15 protein-coding genes are annotated in these 21,150 nt (G+C 74.0%); 4 read left to right on the forward strand and 11 right to left on the reverse strand.

Annotated features, from left to right (window positions below; translation table 11 throughout):
• Positions 1-137: 137 nt before the first annotated feature.
• From HCN56_RS07335 to HCN56_RS07375, 9 genes are all read right to left on the reverse strand, one after another.
• A complete protein-coding gene (locus HCN56_RS07335; RefSeq protein WP_167968681.1) occupies positions 138-1,124 on the reverse strand; it encodes a LacI family DNA-binding transcriptional regulator in 987 nt (328 codons plus the stop codon).
• A gap of 200 nt (positions 1,125-1,324) precedes the next feature.
• Entirely contained in the window at positions 1,325-2,548 is a 1,224-nt protein-coding gene (mmsB, locus tag HCN56_RS07340; RefSeq protein WP_209312460.1) for a multiple monosaccharide ABC transporter permease, read from the reverse strand.
• Between the two features lie 10 nt (positions 2,549-2,558).
• Positions 2,559-4,115 carry an ATP-binding cassette domain-containing protein gene (locus HCN56_RS07345; protein WP_167968682.1) on the reverse strand — a complete coding sequence of 519 codons (1,557 nt, stop codon included), beginning with the start codon at positions 4,113-4,115 and terminating at the stop codon, positions 2,559-2,561.
• Positions 4,112-5,227, reverse strand: coding sequence for a multiple monosaccharide ABC transporter substrate-binding protein (chvE, locus tag HCN56_RS07350; RefSeq protein ID WP_167968683.1), 1,116 nt, complete (start codon positions 5,225-5,227; stop codon positions 4,112-4,114). The genes HCN56_RS07345 and chvE overlap by 4 nt, the downstream gene beginning before the upstream one ends.
• Positions 5,228-5,789: 562 nt before the next feature.
• Complete coding sequence (locus tag HCN56_RS07355) at positions 5,790-8,219, reverse strand: right-handed parallel beta-helix repeat-containing protein (protein WP_167968684.1); 2,430 nt, start codon at positions 8,217-8,219, stop codon at positions 5,790-5,792.
• Positions 8,220-8,468: 249 nt separating this feature from the next.
• Positions 8,469-11,420 (reverse strand): SpoIIE family protein phosphatase, encoded by a 2,952-nt coding sequence (locus HCN56_RS07360; protein WP_312871105.1) that lies wholly within the window; start codon positions 11,418-11,420, stop codon positions 8,469-8,471.
• 278 nt (positions 11,421-11,698) lie between these two features.
• Complete coding sequence (locus tag HCN56_RS07365) at positions 11,699-12,019, reverse strand: hypothetical protein (RefSeq protein WP_167968685.1); 321 nt, start codon at positions 12,017-12,019, stop codon at positions 11,699-11,701.
• A gap of 174 nt (positions 12,020-12,193) precedes the next feature.
• Positions 12,194-12,703 (reverse strand): mycothiol transferase, encoded by a 510-nt coding sequence (locus HCN56_RS07370; RefSeq protein ID WP_167968686.1) that lies wholly within the window; start codon positions 12,701-12,703, stop codon positions 12,194-12,196.
• 71 nt (positions 12,704-12,774) lie between these two features.
• The gene (locus HCN56_RS07375; RefSeq protein WP_312871107.1) at positions 12,775-13,551 is read right to left on the reverse strand and encodes a sulfite exporter TauE/SafE family protein; all 777 of its coding nucleotides are present in this window, start codon (positions 13,549-13,551) and stop codon (positions 12,775-12,777) included.
• Between the two features lie 442 nt (positions 13,552-13,993).
• On the opposite strand from HCN56_RS07375, the gene HCN56_RS07380 reads away from it, so the two are divergent.
• From HCN56_RS07380 to HCN56_RS07390, 3 genes are all read left to right on the forward strand, one after another.
• Positions 13,994-15,781, forward strand: a complete 1,788-nt coding sequence (locus tag HCN56_RS07380; RefSeq protein ID WP_167968687.1) for a PP2C family protein-serine/threonine phosphatase — start codon at positions 13,994-13,996, stop codon at positions 15,779-15,781.
• Complete coding sequence (locus HCN56_RS07385) at positions 15,778-16,257, forward strand: response regulator (RefSeq protein WP_312871109.1); 480 nt, start codon at positions 15,778-15,780, stop codon at positions 16,255-16,257. Before HCN56_RS07380 ends, HCN56_RS07385 begins: the two co-directional genes overlap by 4 nt.
• A 109-nt stretch (positions 16,258-16,366) precedes the next feature.
• Positions 16,367-17,041, forward strand: coding sequence for an alpha/beta fold hydrolase (locus HCN56_RS07390; RefSeq protein WP_167968688.1), 675 nt, complete (start codon positions 16,367-16,369; stop codon positions 17,039-17,041).
• Positions 17,042-17,095: 54 nt separating this feature from the next.
• Here the strand turns inward: HCN56_RS07390 and HCN56_RS07395 are convergent, their stop codons facing one another.
• Positions 17,096-19,444 carry an ATP-binding protein gene (locus HCN56_RS07395; RefSeq protein WP_167968689.1) on the reverse strand — a complete coding sequence of 783 codons (2,349 nt, stop codon included), beginning with the start codon at positions 19,442-19,444 and terminating at the stop codon, positions 17,096-17,098.
• A gap of 299 nt (positions 19,445-19,743) precedes the next feature.
• On the opposite strand from HCN56_RS07395, the gene HCN56_RS07400 reads away from it, so the two are divergent.
• Positions 19,744-20,352: a response regulator transcription factor gene (locus HCN56_RS07400; RefSeq protein ID WP_167968690.1), complete on the forward strand. Its 609-nt coding sequence runs from the start codon at positions 19,744-19,746 to the stop codon at positions 20,350-20,352.
• A 47-nt stretch (positions 20,353-20,399) separates the two neighbouring features.
• Here the strand turns inward: HCN56_RS07400 and HCN56_RS07405 are convergent.
• Positions 20,400-21,150, reverse strand: a 751-nt coding sequence (locus HCN56_RS07405; RefSeq protein ID WP_167968691.1) for an ATP-binding cassette domain-containing protein, incomplete at its 5' end; no start/stop codon positions are given.

A 21,150-nucleotide genomic window follows, 5' to 3' on the forward strand; every position in this document is an offset into this window, starting at 1 on the left:
GCTGGATCGAGCGTTCGAGCAGGGATTGTTATCGCTAACATCACGGACGTCAAGAGATGGCACACGCACAGTGAGCGGGAGCGGGGCGGCGAGCGGTGGCCGCGCCGTCAGGCGGGTGGGGGGAGGGGCCGGAGCGGTCAGCCCGGTGGCGGCGCCACGCTCGCGCGCTCGACCAGCGCCGGCGTGATGGTCCGGGGCGGCGCTTCGTCGCCGCCGGCCATCCGGTCCAGCAGCAGGGCGAGCGTCTGCTCCGCCACGGCGTCGAAGTCGGGGCGCACCGTCGTCAGCGGCGGAATGAAGTACGGCGCCTCCGGGACGTCGTCGAACCCGACCACGCTGACCTCCTCGGGCACCCGGCGGCCGCGTTCCGCGAGTGCCCGCAGTACGCCGAGCGCCTGGTGGTCGTTGGCCGCGAACACCGCCGTCACCTCCGGCATGCGTGCCAGCAACTGCCCGGCCCGGTACCCCGAGGCGGCGCTCCAGTCGCCGGTGCTCACCGGCGGCACCTCCGCCCCGGCCTCGCGCAGGGCGTGCTGCCAGCCGCGCACCCGCCCGGCGGCGTCGAACCAGTCCTCGGGGCCCGAGACGTGCCACACCGTCCGGTGGCCCGCGGCCAGCAGATGCGAGGTCGCGGCCCGGGCGCCGGCCTCCTGGTCGACCGTCACCAGCGCCGCCCCGCGTCGGCCCGGGTCACCGTCCACCGCCACCAGCGGGACGTCCCCCGGGACCTCGGACAGCGCCGCGTCGGCCGGGCCGGTGGGCGCTATCACCACGATGCCCGCGACCCGCTGGTCGCGGTGGTGCTCCACCGCCGCGGTGATCGAGGCGCGGTCCAGCTCCCGCACCCGCCGGACGCTCACCACGAAGCCGCGCGCCGCAGCGGCCAGCTCGAAGGAGGCCAGCAGGGAGGACGGGCCGTAGAGCGTGGAGTTCTGGGTGACCACGCCGATCAGGTGCGACCTGCCGGTCACCAGGGTCCGCGCGGCCCGGTTGGGGCGGTACCCCAGTTCCTCGATGGCCGCGCGCACCCGCAGCTGCGTCTGCCGCCGCACGTTGGGGTGGCCGTTCAGCACCCGTGAGACCGTCTGGTGCGAGACCCCCGCGAGTTTGGCGACATCGCTCATCGCCGGTTCCCTGGGCGCCCGCACCGGCGCCGCGGTCTCCTCCACCGGATCTCCCCCTCGCCGTCGGCCGTCACCCGGCCCGCTCCGGCGCGTCGCAGGTCACGTCGGGCGCCGGGCCCGCACCAGGCTACTCGGTCCACGCCGTCACGAACCGGCGCCCGCCGCGCGGCCCCGGGGCGTGCCGGGGCCGCGCGGCCGGTTCAGGAGCCGGCGCGTCGTTTGTTCCAGACGTCGAAGCCCACGGCCGCGAGCAGCACCAGGCCCTTGATCACCTGCTGCACGTCCGTGCCGATACCGACCAGGGACATGCCGTTGTTGAGCACGCCCAGCACCAGGCCGCCGATGACGGCTCCGAGTACCTTCCCGACCCCGCCGCTCATCGAGGCGCCGCCGATGAAGGCCGCCGCGATGGCCTCCAGCTCGAACATCAGCCCCGCCTGCGGGGTGGCCGCGTTCAGCCGCGCCGCGTAGAGGCAGCCGGCCAGCGCGGCCAGCATGCCCATGATCACGAACACCGTGAAGGTGACCCGCTTGTCCTTGACGCCCGAGAGCTTCGCCGCGGCCTTGTTGCCGCCGAGCGCGTAGACGTGCCGGCCGAAGACCGAGTTGCGCATGATGTAGCCCAGCGCGATGAGCAGCGCGCAGAGGATCAGCAGTACCAGCGGCACGCCGTGGTAGCTGGCCAGGGTCAGCGTCACCGCCACCACCGCCAGCACGATCGCCGAGCACTTCAGCACCCACAGGTTGAACGGCAGCGGGTCCAGGTCGAACGACTGCTGCCGCCGGCGGTCGCGCCACTGCTGCAGCACCAGGACCACCGCGACGACCAGTCCGATCACCAGCGTCGGGTTGTGGTACTGCGTGTACGGGCCCGCCTCGGGGATGAACCCCTGCGCCATTTGCTGGAACCCCGACGGGAAGGGGCTGACGGACTGGCCCTCCAGCACGATCTGGGTGGCGCCCCGGAACAGCAGCATCCCGGCGAGGGTCACGATGAACGACGGGATGCCGACGTAGGCGATCCAGAACCCCTGCCAGGCACCGGCCAGGGCCCCGATCAGCAGCGCCAGGACCAGCGCCAGCACCCACGGCACGTCGTGCCGCACCATCATCACCGCGGCGATCGCGCCGACGAACGCGGCCAGCGACCCCACGGACAGGTCGATGTGACCGCAGATGATCACCATCATCATCCCCATCGCCAGGATGAGGATGTAGCTGTTCTGCTGGATCAGGTTGGAGACGTTGTTGGGGAGCAGCAGCGTCCCGCCGGTCCAGATCTGGAACAGCAGCACGATCGCGGCCAGCGCGATCAGCATGCCGTACTGCCGCATGTTGTTGCGCGCCGCGTCACGCAGCACGTCGAGCGAGGAGCGCCGGGGACCCGGCTTCTCACCGCTCCGCGTCGTGGTCGGGGTCGTCATGTGGGGTGCCTCAGTTCCTGTCCTGGGTCATGTGGCGCATCAGCACTTCCTGGGTGGCGTCCTCGCGGGCGACCTCACCGGTGAGCCGGCCGGCGGCCATGGTGTAGATGCGGTCGCACATCCCGAGGAGCTCCGGCAGTTCCGAGGAGATGAACAGCACGGCCTTGCCCTGTGCGGCCAGGTCGCGGACGACGGCGTAGATCTCCGCCTTGGCGCCGATGTCGATGCCCCGGGTGGGCTCGTCGAGGATCAGCACCTCGGGGCCGGTGTTGATCCACTTGCTGAGGACGACCTTCTGCTGGTTGCCGCCGCTCAGCCGCTCCACCGGCTCCAGCACGGAGGACGTCTTGATCCGCATCGAGCGCCGGTACCGCTCGGCCAGCCCGCGTTCCTCGTGCTCGTCCACGACGCCGTGGCGGGCCATGGCCGGCAGCGAGGTCAGCGAGATGTTGCGGTGGACGGTGTCGATCAGGTTCAGTCCGTAGGTCTTGCGGTCCTCGGTGACATAGGCGATCCCGTGGGCCACCGCCTCCGGGACGGTGCGGGTGCTCACCACGCGCCCGTCCACCGCGACCGTCCCGCCGTCGTGGATGCCGTAGCTGCGACCGAACACGCTCATCGCCAGCTCGGTGCGACCGGCGCCCATCAGCCCGGCCACACCGACGATCTCGCCGTGCCGGACCGTCAGCGAGACGTCGTCCACCACCGTGCGCTGGTGGTCGATCGGGTGCCGCACCGTCCAGCCGGAGATCTCCAGCGCCGTGCGCCCCGCGTCCTCGCCCTCGTAGGCGACGTGCTCGGGGAACCGGTGGTCGAGGTCGCGCCCGACCATGCCGCGGATGATCCGGTCCTCCTCGATCCGCGCCGGCGCGTCCGGAGCGGTGCGGACCGTCAGCGTCTCCACGCTGCGGCCGTCCCGCAGGATGGTCACGGTGTCGGCGATCCGGCGGATCTCCTGGAGCTTGTGGGAGATCACGATGCAGGCGATGCCCTGGTCGCGCAGACCGCTGATCAGCCCCAGCAGGTGCGCGCTGTCCTCGTCGTTGAGGGCGGCGGTCGGCTCGTCGAGGATCAGCAGCCGGACCTCCTTGGAAAGCGCCTTGGCGATCTCCACCAGCTGCTGCTTGCCGACCCCGATGTCGGCGACCCGCGTCTGCGGCTGCTCCGGCAGCCCCACCCGGCGCAGCAGCTCGGCGGCGTGGCGCATGGTGCGGCCCCAGTCGACGATGCCCCGCCGGGCGTGCTCGTTCCCCAGGAAGATGTTCTCCGCCAGCGACAGGTGGGGCACCAGCGCCAGTTCCTGATGGATGATCACCACACCGCGCCGCTCGCTGGCCCGCACGTTGCGGAAGGCCACCTCCTCGCCGTCCAGCTCGATCCGCCCCTCCCAGCTGCCCGGGGGGTGCACGCCGCTGACGACCTTCATCAGCGTCGACTTGCCGGCGCCGTTCTCCCCGCAGATCGCGTGCACCTCGCCGGGCGCCACCGTGAGGTCCACGCCGTCCAGGGCGCGCACGCCGGCGAAGTCCTTGACGATGCCCCGCACCGCCAGCACCGGGGCGGTCACGACAGCTGCTCCGCGGTGTAGTACCCCTCGTCCACCAGCAGGTCGGTGTTGTCGGCGTCGACGCTCACTGGGTCCAGCAGGAATGCGGGGACCACCTTGACGCCGTTGTCGTAGTCGGTGGTGTTGTTGTACTCGGGCTCCTCGTCGTTGAGCAGCGCGTCACCCATCAGCACCGCCTGTTCGGCGAGTTTGCGGGTGTCCTTGAAGACGGTCTGCTGCTGGGCGCCGGCCAGGATCGACTTGACGGAGGCCAGCTCGGCGTCCTGGCCGGTCACCACCGGGTACGGGCGGGACTCGGTGCCGTAACCCGCGCTGCGCAGCGCGGAGATGATGCCGATCGACATGCCGTCGTAGGGCGAGAGCACCGCGTCGATCGCGGTGGAGCCGTAGTGGCGGCTGATCAGGTCGTCCATCCGCTTCTGGGCGGTGCCGCCGTCCCACTGCTGGGTGGTGGCCTGGTTCATGCGGGTCTGGCCGCTGAGCACCTCCAGCCGGCCGTCCTCGAAGTAGGGCTCCAGTACGGCCATCGCGCCGTCCCAGAAGTACTTGGTGTTGTTGTCGTCGCTGGAGCCGGCGAACAGCTCGATCGTCCGCCGCGTGTCGTCGTCCTCGTCGTCGAGTCCCAGCGCCTCGACCAGGTAGGTGGCCTGCAGCCGTCCGACGCGCTCGTTGTCGAAGGAGGCGTAGGAGTCGACGTTGTCGGTCCCCAGGATCAGCCGGTCGTAGGAGATGACGCGGGTGCCCGCATCGCTCGCCCGCTGCAGCACGTCCGTCAGGGCGGAGCCGTCGATGGCGGCCACCACGAGCAGTTGGTGGCCCTTGGTGATCATGTTCTCGATCTGGGCGACCTGGTTCTCCACCTTGTTGTCGCCGTACTGCAGGTCGGTCTCGTAACCGGCGGCCTCGAACTGCTCCGCCATGTTGGAGCCGTCCATGATCCAGCGTTCCGAGGCCTTGGTGGGCATCGCGAGCCCCACGGTGGAGCCCTGGCCCGCGTCGGGCACGTAGCGGCTGCCGCCGCGTGCCTCCTGGCCGCAGGCGGTGAGGAGGCCGAGAAGCGCGGCCGCGGTGACCGCTGCGAGTGTCGGAGTGAGAGGGGTGCGCGTGCGCATGACGTCCGTTCCTTTCCGGCGGCCGGGACGCGCCGCGGGCCGTCAGCGCCGCACCCGGGGCCGGAGCGGCCCGGCGCGCGCGGTGGGCGCGGGGTCGCTCCGGCCCGGGCGCGAGGCGCCGGGCGGTCGTGCGCGGCCTCGTCCGGGGCCGGCTGTCCGATCGGGGGAGGGGCCGGGTGGAGCTGTCTGACGCGTGGAGCGGTGGCGTGCGGCGGTGGTCCGCGGCGGCCCCGCGGGGGCAGCGCCGCGCCCCGGGCCCACCCATGGCCCGATGGCATCGGCCACCCACCCCCGACGGGACAGCCGCGAGGACACCGAGCCGTCGGCGGCTCGGCGCGGCGGCTCACGGCAGAGTGACCTCGGTCACTCACTCTGTCGCATGTGAACGCTAACAGCATCACTTTGGGTGCTCAATGGATCAGACGAGCCGGATCTGGGGTGCTCCGCAACGCCGCTGGTCGCGGGCGGTCGTGGTCCGGACCACGGGCCCGGTGCAGCGCGAAAGGGCCCGTGCGCCGTGGGAGTACCACGGTGCACGGGCCCTCGGTCGGGCGTCGGTCGGTCAGCGGCGGCTGCCGTCGAGCGCGCCCACGTGGGAGCGCCTGGTGCCGCCCTTGTTCAGGTCGCTGCCGCGCACCGGGCGCAGGAAGTCACCGTGCACCGGTGTCCCGTTCGCGGCGCGCTGGTAGCTCTCGGGCAGTGTCAGCGAACGGAAGTCCGTCGCGCGGGGAGCGAGCGAGCCGTCCTCGTTGGCGGCGCGCACGCCGTCGAACAGGACGTTGCTGCGGTCCACGTCCCCGGAGACGAAGTCTGCCGCCGGCTGCTCGCCGCCGCGCCCGCCCGGGGTGCGGAAGGAGAGGTTGTTGCGGAAGACCCCCTGCTCGGACTCGTCGAAGTAGGGGTTGAAGCGGAAGATGAAGTTGAAGCGCCCGTTGTCGAAGCTGGTGTTGTTGTCGAGCTGGAGGCGGCCGGGGTTGAAGTTGTCGGTGAAGCCGTCCATGCCGTTGTCGTAAGCGATGTTCCCGCGCACGACGTGCGCCACGGGCAGCCCCTCGCCGCCGAGCTTGAAGCCGTTGCCGATGCTGCCGCCAGGGCCGTAGCCGTTGCTGAGGCGGCCGTTGGAGTGGGCGACGTTGTTCTCCAGCGTGATCGGCAGGTTCGGACCCTCGTTGGTCCGGTTGTACAGGTCCCAGCCGTCGTCGATGTTGTGGTGCGAGATGTTGCCGCGGAAGACGTTGCCCGCGCCGACGCCGAGCTTGGCGGCGAAGCCGTCCGCGTCGATGTCGCTCGGATCGCGGTTGTCGTGGGACTCGCTGCCGACGATCAGGTTGTGGGAGGGCCACAGGTCCGGGTTGTCGCCGCCGCCGCTGAGCTGGAATCCGGTGTTGCCGTTGAAGTTGAACGTCATGCCGCTGATGGTGTTGTGACTGCCGCTCACCCGCATCGCGTTGTTGACCGCGCGGGTGACCTGGACGTCCTCGAACCGCCAGTGGTGTGCGTCGAGCCGGACCACGACGGGGAGCGCGTCGCGGCCGTCGATGACGACCTCCTGTCCGCGGTAGGGACGCACCGTCTTGGCCTTGTTGCGCAGCCCGCTGTAGGAGGCGTCCAGCGCCAGCGTCCCGGTCGGCTCGTAGATGCCGCCGTGCAGCAGGACCGTACCGCCCGGGGCGACGTACCGCAGGGCGGTGCCGATGTCGACGGGGCGGGCGGCGGTGCCCGCAGCCTGCGCGGTGCCCGCGGGGGAGGCGTGCACCGTCCGGCCGTCGCCGCGCTCACCGTACTCGCGCCGGGTGACGTTCAGTTCGCGGACCACCGGGGTGGAGGGCGTGGCCGTGGGGGTGAAGGTCAGCGTCAGTTCGGCGCCGCCGCCGCGCAGCGGCACGTTCTTGCTGTAGACCTCGTGCGCCTTCAGCCGCTTCTTGGCCACCCGCTTGCCGCGCTCGTCGGTGACCACCAGCTCGCCCGCCTGGTTGGGACGCGTCTGGAGGGTGTAGACCCGCGCGCTGGTCTCGGTCGGGGAGAGCATGGTGAGGGAGGGCTGTTCCGGCTGCGGCTCCACCGGGGTGCGCGGCGCGGTGTCGGCGGCGCTCACCTCCAGCTGGGCGTTCTCGACCGTGATCTTGGCGTTGCGGGCGGCGTAGAAGCCGACGAACATCCGGTCGGGGTCGATGTCCTGGACCCAGTCCGCCCCGTCCACCCGCTGTTCGAAGGTGGCGGGCTCACCGGCGTGGGTGAACGTCGCCGCCATGACGAACTCGGTGTCCGTGCGCTCCAGGCGGAGCGAGACGGGGGTGCCGACGGGCAGCGCGTAGCGCGAGTCGGTGGTGAAGGTCCGGGCCGACAGCGAGCTGCCCGGGTTCCCCCACGGCTCGACGACCCCGGTGCGGTGGATGGCGCTGGTCCCCGCGCGCATCATGCCGGTGGCGAAGATGTTGGAGGCCGCGGGTACCTCCTCGAACCCGTCGACCATCGGGTCCTGCCGGGGGGCGCCGATCACGTCGCGCACCATGAGTCCGGCGCTGTCCTGGCTGTTCGGGGCGGCGCCCGTCTCCGGTCCGAACTGCTCGACGGTCATGTCCGCGGTGAGGACGAAGTTGTCCGTCCCGGGGTCGAGGACCGTGTGGTAGAAGGTCAGGCCGTCGTGGCCCTGTGCCAGCTTGCCGCCGCGGCTCTCCAGGGTGATGCGCCCCTCGACGGTGCCGGGCACCTCGGGCTCCGCGTAGTTGACCCCCACCTTGTCGGGGAGCACGTTGGAGGCGAAGTTGAGGTCCGTGGACTGGCCGAAGGTGACCGCCTGCCAGGTGGGCGCCTCCGTGGTGTCGACCGCGGCCGTCGCCTCCGCCGGCCGGGCGGTCGCCGGGGCGGTGCCGGCCGCCAGGGTGCCCGCGGTCAGGACGGCGGTGAGCAGCGCACCGGTCCCGGCCCGGGTGAACCGGGACCGGCGTGCGGCGCCGGACGGCGGCTCGGTGGGTCTTGTCGTCAACCTCATCGTCAACTCCCTTAGGGCAGGCCGAGCTCCGGCCCTCGCGGCCCGAGGGGCGGTCGGCTGCCTCCGTGCTGGTTGGCCGCGCACAGTCAAGAGCCGAACAGAGGTCCAGGTCAACAGCTAGGAAGCGCTTTCTTCAACGGGAGGCCGTCGGAGCTGCCGCGGCGTCGTCACCGGTGGTGCTGCTGTGACGGGAGACGGCGGGAAAGAGGCGGCGGACAGCCGGACCGGGGGCCGGGCGCGCCCCGGCCGTCACTCCGCGGGGCGGCCGTCGGCTTCCGGCAGGGGCTGCTCGGTCCAGATGGTCTTGCCCGCCACGCTGTAGCGCGCGCCCCAGCGATGGGTGAGCGCGCTCACCAGCTGGAGTCCGCGGCCGCCCTCGTCCGTGTCGGCCGCCCGGCGGACGTGCGGGGTGGTGAGACTGCCGTCCGAGACCTCGCAGACCAGGCTCCGGCCGCGCAGCAGCCGCAGCGTCACCGGTTCCTGCGCGTGCCGCACGACGTTGGCGACCAGCTCGCTCACCACCAGCTCGGTGGTCATCACGAGATCCTCCAGCCCCCAGCGCGTCAGCTGCGCGCGAATCATCTCCCGTGCCCGGGAGGCGGCCTCGGGCTCGGCCGACAACGGCCAGACGGCGACGTTCTCCGAGGTCAGAGCGTGGGTGCGGGCCAGCAGCAGCGCGGCGTCGTCCCGGCGGTTGCGCAGCGTCGCGGTGAGGGAGCCGACCAGCGCGTCGCAGAGCGCGTCGAGCCCCTCCGCCCCCTCGGCCGTGTCCCCCTCGGCCGCGTCCCGCTCCCGGCGGTCGGCGGTCTCCGCCAGCAGCCGGGTGAACCGCACCACCGATGCGTCGATGTCGTGCCCGTGCGACTCCACCAACCCGTCGGTGAAGAGGGCCAGCAGGCTCCCGTCCGGGACCTCGGCACGCAGCACGTCGAACGGGGGCGTGGCCGCGCCCAGGGGCGCGTTGGCGGGCACCCGGGGGACGTGCGCCGAGCCGTCGGGCCGGACCACCACCGGCGGCAGATGACCGGCCGAGGCGAAGTCGCACATCCGGGACGTCGGGTCGTAGACGGCGTACAGGCAGGTGGCGTAGAAGTCGTCGCCCAACTCGCTGACGAGGTCGTTGAGGTGGGTGAGGATCTCGTCCGGCGGGAGCTCCAACTCGCTGAGGGTGCGGACCGCGGTGCGCAGCCGGCCCATGGTCGCCGCCTCGGAGATGCCGTGGCCCATCACGTCGCCGATCACCAGCGCGGCGCGCTCGGCCGACAGCGGGATCACGTCGTACCAGTCGCCGCCGATGTCCAACCGCCGGTCGGCGGGCAGGTACCGCGCCGCGGTGTCGACCGCGGGCACCGTCGGCAGGCGCTGCGGAAGGAGGCCACGCTGCAGTTCCTGGGCCCGTTCGTGCTCGGCGTCGTACAGCCGGGCGCGTTCCAGCGCCTGGGCGAGCAGCCCGCAGAGCGCCGCCAGCACGCTGCGGTCCTCACGGCGGGGAGCGTCCTGCACCGGGAAGGCCAGCAGGCAGCAGCCGGTGACCCGGCCCGAGACGACCAGCGGCAGGAAGGCCCAGGACCGGTCGCCGCCGGCCGTCAGCGGACCGGCGGACCGGGGGTAGCGGCGCCGGTACTCGGCGGGCGACCCGAGGAAGAGCGGGGTGCGGCGCTCGACGGTGTCGGCCAGCGGCGAGGGGCCCTCGCCCTCGGCCCACAGCGCCGCCGGCTCCCCGGCGGCGTACCCGAGCGAGCCCACCACCCCCGCGGAGCCGCCGGCGAGGGTGATGATCGCCATGCGGACGGCGCCGAACGGGCGCAGCACGTGCTCCGCCGTGGCCCGGACGACGTCGTCCATGGTGATCGCCTCGGCGAGCGCGCCCGTCAGCCGCGCGATGTGCGCCGACTGCTCGGCGGACTCCCGCGCCGCGCTCCGGCGTTCGGCGTCCCGGCGCCGAGCCTCCGTGATGTCCGTGGAGTAGACCGTGAGTCCCTGCGGGACCGGCACCAGCCGGAGGTGGTACCAGCGGCCGCTCTCCGTCGGCCGCACGTCGACACCGGCCGGGGCGTTCTCGGCGACCGCCCGGCGGCAGGCGTCCTCGAACCCCGGGGCCCGCCCGGCGGGAAGGTCCCACAGCAACCGGTCGCCGGTGGCGGGCACCGGGCCCAGGGCCCGGTCGGCCTCGGCGTTGACGAACATGATGCGCCACTCCGAGTCCACCGCCAGGAAGCCGTCGGTCATGTGGCGCAGCGCGTCGTCCACGGCGTCCCGCGCCACCCGGGTGCGGGTGGTGTCCCACACGGTCCCGACCAGATGGCCCGGGCCCCCGTCGTCCCCCGGGACGACCCGCCCCCGCGACTGCACCCACCCGGTGGTGCCGTCCGGGCGGCGGATTCGGTACTCCACCCCGTACAGACTCCGGGTGCGGATGGCCTCCTCGGTGTCGGCCATGACCCACGGCAGGTCGTCGGGGTGGACGAGGTCGACCCATGACCCGATCCGCACCTGCGTCTGGTGCGGTTCCATCCCCAGGACCCGCGTCGCCTGCACGTCGTAGCGGAGCTCGCCGGTGCGGATGTTCCAGTCCCAGGAACCGACACTGACCGACCGCGCGGCCTCGCTCAGCGGCGAGGTGTGGGCCTGCGCCGGCCATGCGGCGGGCGAGGCGACGTGGTCGGCGGAGAGCGAGCGGGCCAGCCGCTCCGACACCGGGGCGGCGATCTCGCCCAGCAACGCGCGGTCGTCGGCGTCCGGCTCCGCGAGGCAGATGACGGAGAGCGTCCCGAGGGCGCGCCGCGGCGTGGCGATCGGCACGACGAGGACGCCCGCGATCTCCGCGTACGCGGCGGCACCGCCTGCCACGTGGTCCGCGTCGGCGGCCGCGTACCAGCGGCTGCCCGCCGCGTGGGCGCGTGCCCCGTTGGCGTCGCCGTCCGCATCGTCCGGCGGCGCCCGCCCGACGATGCGCTCGTGGAAGCCGCGCGCCTCGGTTTCCGGAAGCCCGTCGACGACGACCAGGCGCAGCTCCGAGCCCTCCCAGGGGCCGGTCAGGTGCGCCACCCCGCCGAGGCCGCCGACCCCCGCGACCGCGTGGTGCAGCGCGAACTCCAGCGCCTCGGTCTCGGTGGCCTGCTCCACGAACGCCCGCACCACACCGAGTCGCGCGCGGCGCGGCGGGTCCCGCGGCGGGTCCGCCCGCCGCACGCCGCTCACCGCGATCGCCTCGGCGGACCCGGCGCTGCCGCCAACCGGCGGTCGGGCCACGCGGACGCGGGCCCGGCCGGCCCGCCGCGCCGCGCCGGAACGGACCGGACCCGTCCCGGCGATGCCGCCCTGCGGCTCCAGGTGCTGATCATGGCGCTTCCACTCCGGTCGACACCGCCTGTTCCGTGCTCGCGGCCCCACCTGTTGCGTCGCTGTCCTCATGGTCCGGCCCGGGGCCGCCGCGCGCCACCCGGCACGGGGCGGCGCCGGGCGCCGGACGACACCTCTCAGAGGGACCAGCGGCGCTGCGGCGGGTCGACCAGGGTCTCCGTGACCGTCTGCCCGCGGTCGAGCGCCGCGACGATGACGAACCACTGCCCCGCGTACGGCTCCCCGTCCGCCCCCGTCGGTACCGAGTCCACCAGCCGCCGCAGCTCCTCCAGCGTGACCGGCCGCCTCCCCGGCCACGGCAGTGTCGCCCCGCGCGGCGACGCGCGGTGCTCCGTCCAGAACGCCCTCAACCGCATCACCTCCGCGCTCGCGCGTTGCTGCGCCTCGCGGCCCATCCCGACACCCCACTTCCACGGGCCGATGCTCCGGCGCGCCACCTCGCGCGCGTGCCACGGCGTGCTGAGGGGCGCACCCCCCGTGTGCTGCCCGGGCCGCACAGCGTCCGAGCCCGGGCGGGCACGCCCCGAAGGGGGATCATAACCGAGCGGAGTCCCCCGTCCGGGGGGTCGGAGCCGTGCAGCGGCGGGTTCCGGACGCGACGAGCCGGGGTCTCAGGGGGCGAGCAGCAGCCCCCGCAGGTACGCCGCCTGGCCGGCGTGCTCCAGGTCGTCGGCGAGCACGCTGACCAGCCTCGCCCCCAGGGTCACCGGGGGGTCCCAGCCCTCGTCGACCACCCGGTCGAGGTCGTCCGCGGCGAGGCCGCCGAGGAACGCCCGCGACTGCCGGTGCACCGCGTCGAAGTACCCGGTCAGCAGCTCGCCCGTGTCCACCACGACCTTCGCCACGTCGTCCGACCCGTGCCCGTACCCCGTGTCGTCCGCCGGCAGGTCGAGGGCGAACCGGTCGCGCCAGCCGCCGGACGACCACTCCTGTTCCCGACCCGCCACCTCCGAGACGTGGTCGTCCTGCACGCGGGTCAGGTGCCACACCAGCCAGCTGATCGAGTTGACGCCGGGGGCGGGCCGGTGGTTCAGGGTGTCCGGCGCGAGGTCGGCGACGACCGCGTGCACCGTCTCCCGGATGCGGTCGTAACCGTCGATGAGGATGTCGTTGGCATGCATGCCCGCATCATCGCCCCGCGCGGACCGCCCGCGAGGGAACCGCCGGCGCCGTGTCGGCCCCGGCGCCGCGCTCAGGAGAAGAAGACCAGGTTGACCAGCGCGGCACCGCCCACGACGACGATCACCGTGCGCAGCAGCGTCGGCGGCAGCCGCCGGCCGACCCGGGCCCCGACCAGCCCGCCGAGGGTCGCGCCGACCGCGACCAGCGCCACCACACCCCAGTCGACGTACTCCCACGCGACCAGCAGGAACACCGCTGCGGCGATCGCGTTCACCCCGGTGACCAGCAGGTTCTTGACCGCGTTCAGGGACTGCAGCGACTCGGCGGTGAGCAGGCCGAGCAACCCGACCAGCAGGATGCCCTGTGCCGCGCCGAAGTACCCGCCGTACACGCCGAGGACGAAGACCCCCGCCGCGACCGCCGCTGTGCGGCGCCCGGACATGCCGTCCGCCGCCACGCCGCCACCGCGCCGTGCCGCCCGCCGCTGGACGGCCGGCCCCGCCACCACCATCACCAGGCCGAGGAGGATCAGGACCGGGACGACGGCCCGGAACGCCTCGGGCGGCAGCACCAGCAGCAGCACGGACCCGGTGACACCCCCCAGGGTGGCTGCGGGCAGCAGCACCCGCGCCAGGGACCGCTTCCCGGCCAGTTCCCGCCGGTAGCCGAAGACCCCGGAGAGGTTGCCGCCGACCAGGCCGATGTTGTTGGAGATGTTGGCCACCAGCGGCGGGTACCCGAAGAGCAGCAGCACCGGGAAGGTCACCAGGGTGCCCGACCCCACCACCACGTTGATCATGCCGGCCCAGAAACCGGCCGCCAGTACGGCCGCCCACTCCAGCACCACGGTGCTCCCCTCTGCCGCCCGCCCCGTCCGGCGGCCCGGGCGTCACCGCCGCCGGGGGCGGCCCGGCCGGGCCGTCGAGATCTCGCCAACGGGGCGGGCAACCCTGGGCGCCCCGGCGGGCCTGCGCCGCTCGCGACCGGCCGCCCCGAGGATCGGCGAGGCACACTACCCCGTCCGCGGCGGACCCGGCCATGGCGAAAGAGCAGGTCCAGGCAGTGCCGCCCCGGTGCGCCGCCGCACCGGGGGCGCGAGGCGCCGGCCGTCGTGCGCCCCCGAGCCGAGCGGGGTCCGGGCGGTTCCGGTGATCTCATCCCGGAGTCGGTCGTCCGTGGGCATTCCGCCCGGCTAGTCTGGGCCCGCCGCGTGCCACGCCCCTGTCCCCTGGCCGCAGACGTCCCTCCGCGTTCGGAGGGGCGCCCGACCCGGACGGGTGGGAGTCTCCTTGACCACAGCCAACAGCCGCGCCGACGAGATCGACACCTCCTGGCCGGCCCGTCTCCACAGCCTGTGGCTCTCGGCGCAGGACGTCGAGAACGTCGAGGAGATGGCGCGGCACGTCTACGCCGCGATGCTCGCCGAGGACGAGGTACTGGCCGTCACCGGCAGCCGCTGGGAGGGCGACCGGCTCCGCTACCTCCGCGTCGCCACCACCACGCAGTCCACCACGACCACCACCGCCGCGGCCGGGACCGCCGCCGGGCGACCGGTCCCGCCGCCGGAGCCCGGCAGGGCCGTCGGCCGCCCCGTCGTTCACCACCACGACCTGGAGGCGGGGGCCGAGGGCTTCGCTCCCGAGGGGCGCGCGCTGGCGGATGCCGGCGCCCGCTATGCGCTGGAGTCGCGGTTCCGGCTCGGCGAGGACGACTGGGCGTCGTTCTCGGTCGGGCTGGCGGAGCCGCCCGGCGACCCCGCCGCGCTCACATCCCGGCTCGTGCAGCTCTCCGAGGTGCTGGTGGTCAGCAACCGCCGCATCGTGGAGGCGCGCGACCACGAGCGGCGGCTCATCGAGGACGCGTTCCTCGCCGAGGCGTCGCTGCAGATGGACGCCAGCCTGGATGTCCAGGAGACCCTGGCCCGCGTGGCGCGCCTCGCTGTCCCGGCCGTCGCCGAGGGGTGCGCGGTGCACCTCTTCGCCGACCTCGGCGGACTGGCCCCCGTTGCCTCCGCCCACGTCGCCGCCGACGCCCAGCCCTGGCTCGCCGACCTGGCCCGCGACGACCCGTGGTTCGCCGACCTCGTCGACCGGGCCGTCCGCAGCGGCGAGTGCGTCGTGCTCAGCGGCGAGGAACTCGACGGCGCGCCGTTCGGCCCCCACACCGACGGCCCCGGGCAGCCCGTCCACGCGGTGAGCGTCAGCCCGCTGCGGGCGCGCGGCAAAGCGCTCGGCACGCTCACCTTCATCTACCACCGGGGTGAGGAGGCTGTGGCCGGCACCAGGCTGCTGGACAACCTCGCCCGGCGTGCCGCGCTCGCCATCGACACCACCACCGCCTACGAGCAGCGCCGCCGCCACGTCGAGCAGCTGCAACGGCACCTCCTGCCGAACGCGCTGCCGGTCTGGCCGGCCGCCGACCTCGACGCCGCCTACGAGGTCGCGGACGACTCGCTGGAGGTGGGCGGGGACTTCTACGACGCCGTCGTCGACCGTGAGGGCCGGCTGGCGGTGGTGATCGGCGACGTCTGCGGCCGCGGCGCCGAGGCCGCCGCGCTGACCGGGCTGGCCCGCCACACGCTGCGCACTCTCCTGGAGGACGGCGTACTGCCGGAGCTGGCCCTGCAGCGGCTGAACACGATGCTGCTCGACCAGGGCACCACGCGGTTCGTCACCGCGCTGGTCGCCGTGCTCGCGCCCGACGGAGGCGGTGGCTGCCAGGCGCGGTTGGCAGCCGCCGGCCACCCCTCGCCGCTGGTGCGCCGCCGCGACGGACTGGTCGAGGAGGTCAGGGTCGCCGGGCTCTTCCTCGGCGTCCTGCCCGACACCGATCTCCAACCCACCTCGCTGCGGCTCGGACCGGGGGACTCCCTGGTCATGTTCACCGACGGACTGACGGAGGCGCGCTCCGCCAGCGGCGTATTCTTCGAGGAGCACCTCCCCGAGGTCGTCCGCGACTGCGTCGTCGAGGAACCCGAGACCGCGGCGGGCCTGGTGGCCCGGATGTCCGCGTTCCGGGCGACGGGGAGTGACGACACCGCGGTGCTCATCGCGCATGTGAAAGGGGCCGCAGGGTGACCACGGACCGGGGACGCCGGATCGACCTGAGCAGCGTTCTGGTGGTGGAGGACAACCTGGAGGACGCCGAGGCCATCGAGCGGGCGCTGCGCCACACGCACCCCGAGCTGCGACCGGAGTTCACCACCCGCGGCGACGGCCTGGTGGAGCAACTTCTGGACCGCGAGGCGCTGCCCGGCCTCGTCCTGCTCGACCTCAACATGCCGGGGCTGGACGGCCACGGCGTCCTCACCGAGCTGCGGGCGCGCCCCGAACTCGACGACGTCACCGTCGTCGTCTTCACCTCGTCGACCTCCCCGGCGGAGGTGGACGCCTGCTACGCGGCCGGCGCCGACAGCTACGTCTACAAGCCGGTCAACTTCACGCTCTTCCGCACGGTGCTGAAGGGCGCGATCGACTACTGGCAGGCGTCGCGCTCCGCGACCTCCCACGGGCCGCCTCCGCCGGTACCCCGCCAGCAGTCCTCCGACGCCTGACCCCGCCCCGACCCGGCCCGGAGCGATCCCGCCCCGACCCGGCCCGCGACGACGATCCGGGCGGGGCGGGGCCCTCCCGGAGCCGCCCGCCCCCGCCTACCATCGGCTGATGACCGCAACCCTGGTGATCCTGCCCAGCGTGCTGCTCGGCGCCCGCCCCTACCGGCCGCTGGCCGAGCGGTTCGGCGCGCGCGGGCGGGTGGCGACGGTGGCCGACACCGCGGACGCGACCACCCCGTCGGCGGTCGCCGAGCGGTACCGGCGGGCGGCCCCCGACGCTCCCGTCACCTGGGTCGCCCACAGCAACGCCGGGATGTACCTCCCGCAGCTGCTCCACGACCGGCCCGGCGACGCGGGAGTCCTGCTGGACGCGACCGTCCCCGGTGCGCCGCCCCACGTCTCGGCCGACGGGGAGTGGCTGGCCACCCTGACCGGGCTGGCCGACGGCGACGGCGTGCTGCCGCCCTGGGCGGAGTGGTGGGGGACGGAACAGATCGAGGAGCTGGTTCCGGATCAGGCGCTGATGCCGCTGCTGACCGACGGCGCGCCCCGGCTGCCGGTCGGCTACTTCACCGCGGCGGTGGCCGTCCCCGCGGCCTGGCAGGGCGCCCCGCTGGGCTACGTCGCGTACGACGGCCCCTACACCGGCGTCCGCGACGCGATGGCGGAGGAGGGACGCCCCACCCGCCACGTGACGGGCGGTCACCTCGCGCTGCTGGTCGATCCGGAGCCGACGGTGGACGCCGTCCTCGCCGTGGAGGAACAACTCCTCCGCAGGCGGTGAACCGCTCCGCCGCCGCTCCGTCACCGCGCGGCGGGACGGCTGCGGCCGCATGCGTCAGGGCAGGCCGTCGCCGGGGGCGCCGTCGGCCGCCTGCCGTCCGGACACCCCGAGCGTGAAGCTGAAGGCGCTGCCGCGGCCCGGTTCGCTCTCCAACCAGATGCGCCCGCCGTGCCGCTCCACGACCCGCTTGACCACCGCGAGGCCCACTCCGGACCCTCCGCCGTGCTCGTTGGGCCCGTGCAGCCGCCGGAACAGGTCGAACACCTCCCCCTGGAGGGCGGGAGCTATCCCGATGCCGTTGTCCCGCACCGTCACCACCGTCTCGAACACCTCGGCACCGTTGCCCGGGGCCGGCCACCGGCGGCCGGAGACCTCGACCCAGCGCTCGCCGGCGTCGCGGGCGGAGTACTTCGCCGCGTTGACCAGCAAATTGACCAGGATCTCGTAGAGCCGGTCCGGGTCGGCGGTCAGCACCGGCAGCTCTCCCCGCCGCACGGTCACCCGCTCCTCCGCGAGTCGCGCGCCCGCCACCTCCAACGCCGAGTCCAGCACCTGTCCCAGTTCCACCTCGCGCACCCGCAGCCCGGCGCGCCCCAGTCGGGAGTAGTGCAGCAGCGAGTTCAGCAACTCGTCCATCCGGCCGGCCAGCCGCTGCATCGTCAGCAGCCGCCGCCGGGTGGTCTCGTCCAGCCCCGCCGCAGCGTCCTCGATGGTGAAGGTCACGGCGTTGGAGATGCCGCGCAGCGGCTCCTTCAGGTCGTGGGCGGCGGCGTGGGCGAAACCGTCCAGGTCGAGGTTGGTCATGCGCAACTGGTCGTTGAGCGCGCCCACCGCGTCGGCGTGCCGCAGCACCAGCCCGGTGAGCAGCCGCCACAGCTCACGGGCGGCCGCCCGGTCGGTGACGGTCCACTCCAGGCTCCGGCCCCGCATCATGGCGGCGAACACCGCACCCGACCCGCGCGGGGTCAGGCGCTCGCCGCCGGCACCCACCCGGACCGGGACGGCGGGGTCGGCCGCCCAGCGTCGCGGCACCGGCCGCTCCCGGCGGCACCAGGCGAGGAAGTCGCCGGAGCGGCTCAACGGCAGGAGCAGGACGCCCGCCGGGCCCGTCACGGACTTCTGCGCGCCGAACGCGGCCTCCTCGCCGTCGCTCTCGGCGAGCCGGTCCGTCTCCCACACGGTGCCCGGCGGGAGCAGCGCGGCGCGACTGCCGAGGGCACGGACCAGCCCCGGCGCGAAGGCGTCACCGCTGCCGGAGACCCGGCCGCCCCGGCACAGCACCACCCCGTCGGCGGCCAGCAGCTCGGCCACCGCCGCGCCGTTCCCGGCGACGCTCTCCTCCAGGCCGTCCTCCAGCAGCTGCGCCACCCGCGCCGCGCGCGTCCCGGACTCCGCGATGGCGTCGGCCCGCTCCCGCTCCTCGATCGCGGCCAGTTGCAGGGAGAACGCCGCTCCGAACATCTCGCAGGCGGAGCGGACCTCCGGGGTGGGGCGCAGCGGGCGCTCGCCGTGGCAGGCGATGAGCCCCCACAGACTGCCCTCCCGGAGCACGGAGACCGACATCGAGGAACGGACCCCGATGTTGCGGAGGTACTCCAGGTGGAACCCGGAGACCGTGCGCAGCGCCGCCAGTGAGAGGTCCAGCGGGGCGCCCGTCTCCGGCCGGACCGGTGGCACCAGGCCGACCGTCCCGTCCAGTGCGTCGCCGATCACCCGTATCCAGTTGTCCCGGTACAGCCGCCGGGCCTGCGGGGGGACGTCGGTCGCGGGGAACCACAACCCCCGCCAGGGCTCCCAGCCACTGGTCAGATCCTCGGCCACCACCTCGCCGGGGCCCGCCTCGCCGTCGAACCGGTAGACCATCACCCGGTCGTACCCGGTCAGCGCCCGCACCTCGCGCGCCGCGACCTCGCAGGCGTCGGCGACGGTCGCGGCCGAGCGCAGTCGCGCGAGGGCCCGCCGGATGCCGGTGTAGAAGGTTCCGAAGGCCGGAGCCTCATCCTGGCGCGGCTCGAACTCGAGGACGAGAAGACCGTCCCGGCGGTGGGCGGAGACGTCCACGTGCCGCTGCGCCCCCGCGCCGCCGATCGGCACGGGGAAGGTGACGGGCGCCGGGTCGTCACCGGCGGTGCCGCCCAGCGCCTCGTCCAGTTCGGCCTGTTCCAGGACCCGGGTGGCGTGGGCCCCCACCAGTTCCTCGGGCGCCACCCCCAGCAGCTCACCGGTGTTGGCCGCGGCGACGGCGACCAGGCCGCTCTCCGGATCGACGGCGACCAGCGTGCCGTGCGACTGCACACCGCCGAGGAGGTGGATCGGTTCCCGGACGCACTCGGAGAGGTCGAACCCGCCCGGGACCTCGGCTTCCGCCGCCCGCGCCCGCTCCGTCAACCACCGGTCCACCATCGCGCCCCGCCCTCCGCCCGCGGCGCCCGATGTATCCGGGCGCTCGTACCTCTCGTGCGCCATCCTCCCACCGCGCGCGCCCCGCCGTACCGCCGCAGGAGTGCGACCGGCGCCGACAGCCACGGTGCACCGCCCGCACGCACAGCGCACGCGCGGGCGCGAAGAGCGCACACAACGGCACCGCCCGCCCCCGATAGCGCTGTCACGAATCGTGGTATGCGCCTCACGTTCGGCAATGCTCGCGCACAATCGCCTACGGGATCTGTCCGTGCGTTCCCGGGGGAGAGATGAGATCGGCTGTGACCACTGTGCTTGTCGTCCACGACGTCGTCCTGTGGCGAAAGGCGCTGCGCTGCCTGCTGCACCACGCCGGCGACTCCCTGAACGTGCTGAGCTGCGGCCGCGAGGAACTCCGCCGGGCCGCCTGCGACGAACGCCCGGAGGTGTACGTGCTGGACCTCGACTGTCCGGGTTCCCCGAGTCTGCTGGAGGAACTGGGCGCCGCTCGCCGCTCCGCCCCGGACGGCGGCCATCTCGTCGTCCTCGGCCGGGGCGACCGCCCCGGCGCGCTGCGCACCGCCGCCGGGGCGGGGGCGCGCGGCTACGTCGACAAGTACGGCGGCACCGACGACCTCCCCGCGGTCGTCCGCAAGGTCGCGGACGGCGGGCGGTACATCGACGAGTCGCTGGCGTTCGGGCTGCTCCAGGCGAACGAGATACCGCTCTCCGGGCGGGAGCTGGACGTGTTGTCGCTCGCGGCGCAGGGCGACTCCGTCGCCTGCATCGCGCGTCGCCTCAACCTCACCAGCGGAACCGTGCGGAACTACCTGGCGGCGGCGGTGCGCAAGAGCGGAGGCCGTAACCGCTCGCACGCCATACGCCTCGCCAACGAGGCGGGCTGGATCTGACCCGCGGTCCGTGCCACGCGCAGCCCGCGGCCACCGGCCGCCGCGCCTCACCCCCCGGTTGGCGCCGGCCCCGGCCCCTCGCCCGTCAACTCCCGGTACAGCGGACTGCGCGCGGCGAGTTCGCCGGGCGTCCCGTGCACCACCTCCGCCCCGTCGAGCAGCAGGACCCGGTCGGCGCGGCGTGCCGAGGCCGGCCGGTGCGCGATCACCACCAGAGTCCCGGCACGCGCCGCCAGCGCCTTCTCCGCCCTGGCCTCGGCGGCCGCGTCGAGGCGTCCGGTGGCCTCGTCGAGCACGAGCAGCGAGGGCACGGCGACGAACGCCCGCGCCAGCACGACGAGCTGGCGTTCCCCCAGCGAGAGGCCGTCCGGCCGCACCGTGGCGTCGAGGCCGCCGACCTCGGCCACCAGCGCCCGCAGGCCCAGCGCGTCCACCGCCGACGCCACGGCCTCCTCGCCGGCGTCGGGGCGCAGGTACCGCAGGTTCTCCCGCAGCGATCCGGTGAAGACGTAGGGCTGCTGCGGGAGGAGGACCACCCCGGGCGGGGCGCCGCCGCCGTGCCCCGCCCCGTCCGGCCCCGTCCAGCGGACCGTCCCCGCGTCCGGTGCCCGGTCACCGGTCAGCAGGGCGGCCAGGGTCGACTTGCCGGTGCCGCTGGGGCCGATCACCGCGAGGTGCTCACCGGGTGCCACCGTGAGGTCCAGCCCGTCCAGCACCGGCCGTGCGCCGGGCCCGTAGGCGAACCGGACGCCGCGCAGGGCCGCCCCGACCGCACCGGCGCGGCGGCCGGCGCCCGGC

This window comes from Streptomyces lonarensis, assembly GCF_012033735.1.
Taxonomy (GTDB): Bacteria; Actinomycetota; Actinomycetes; order Streptomycetales; family Streptomycetaceae; genus Streptomyces; species Streptomyces lonarensis.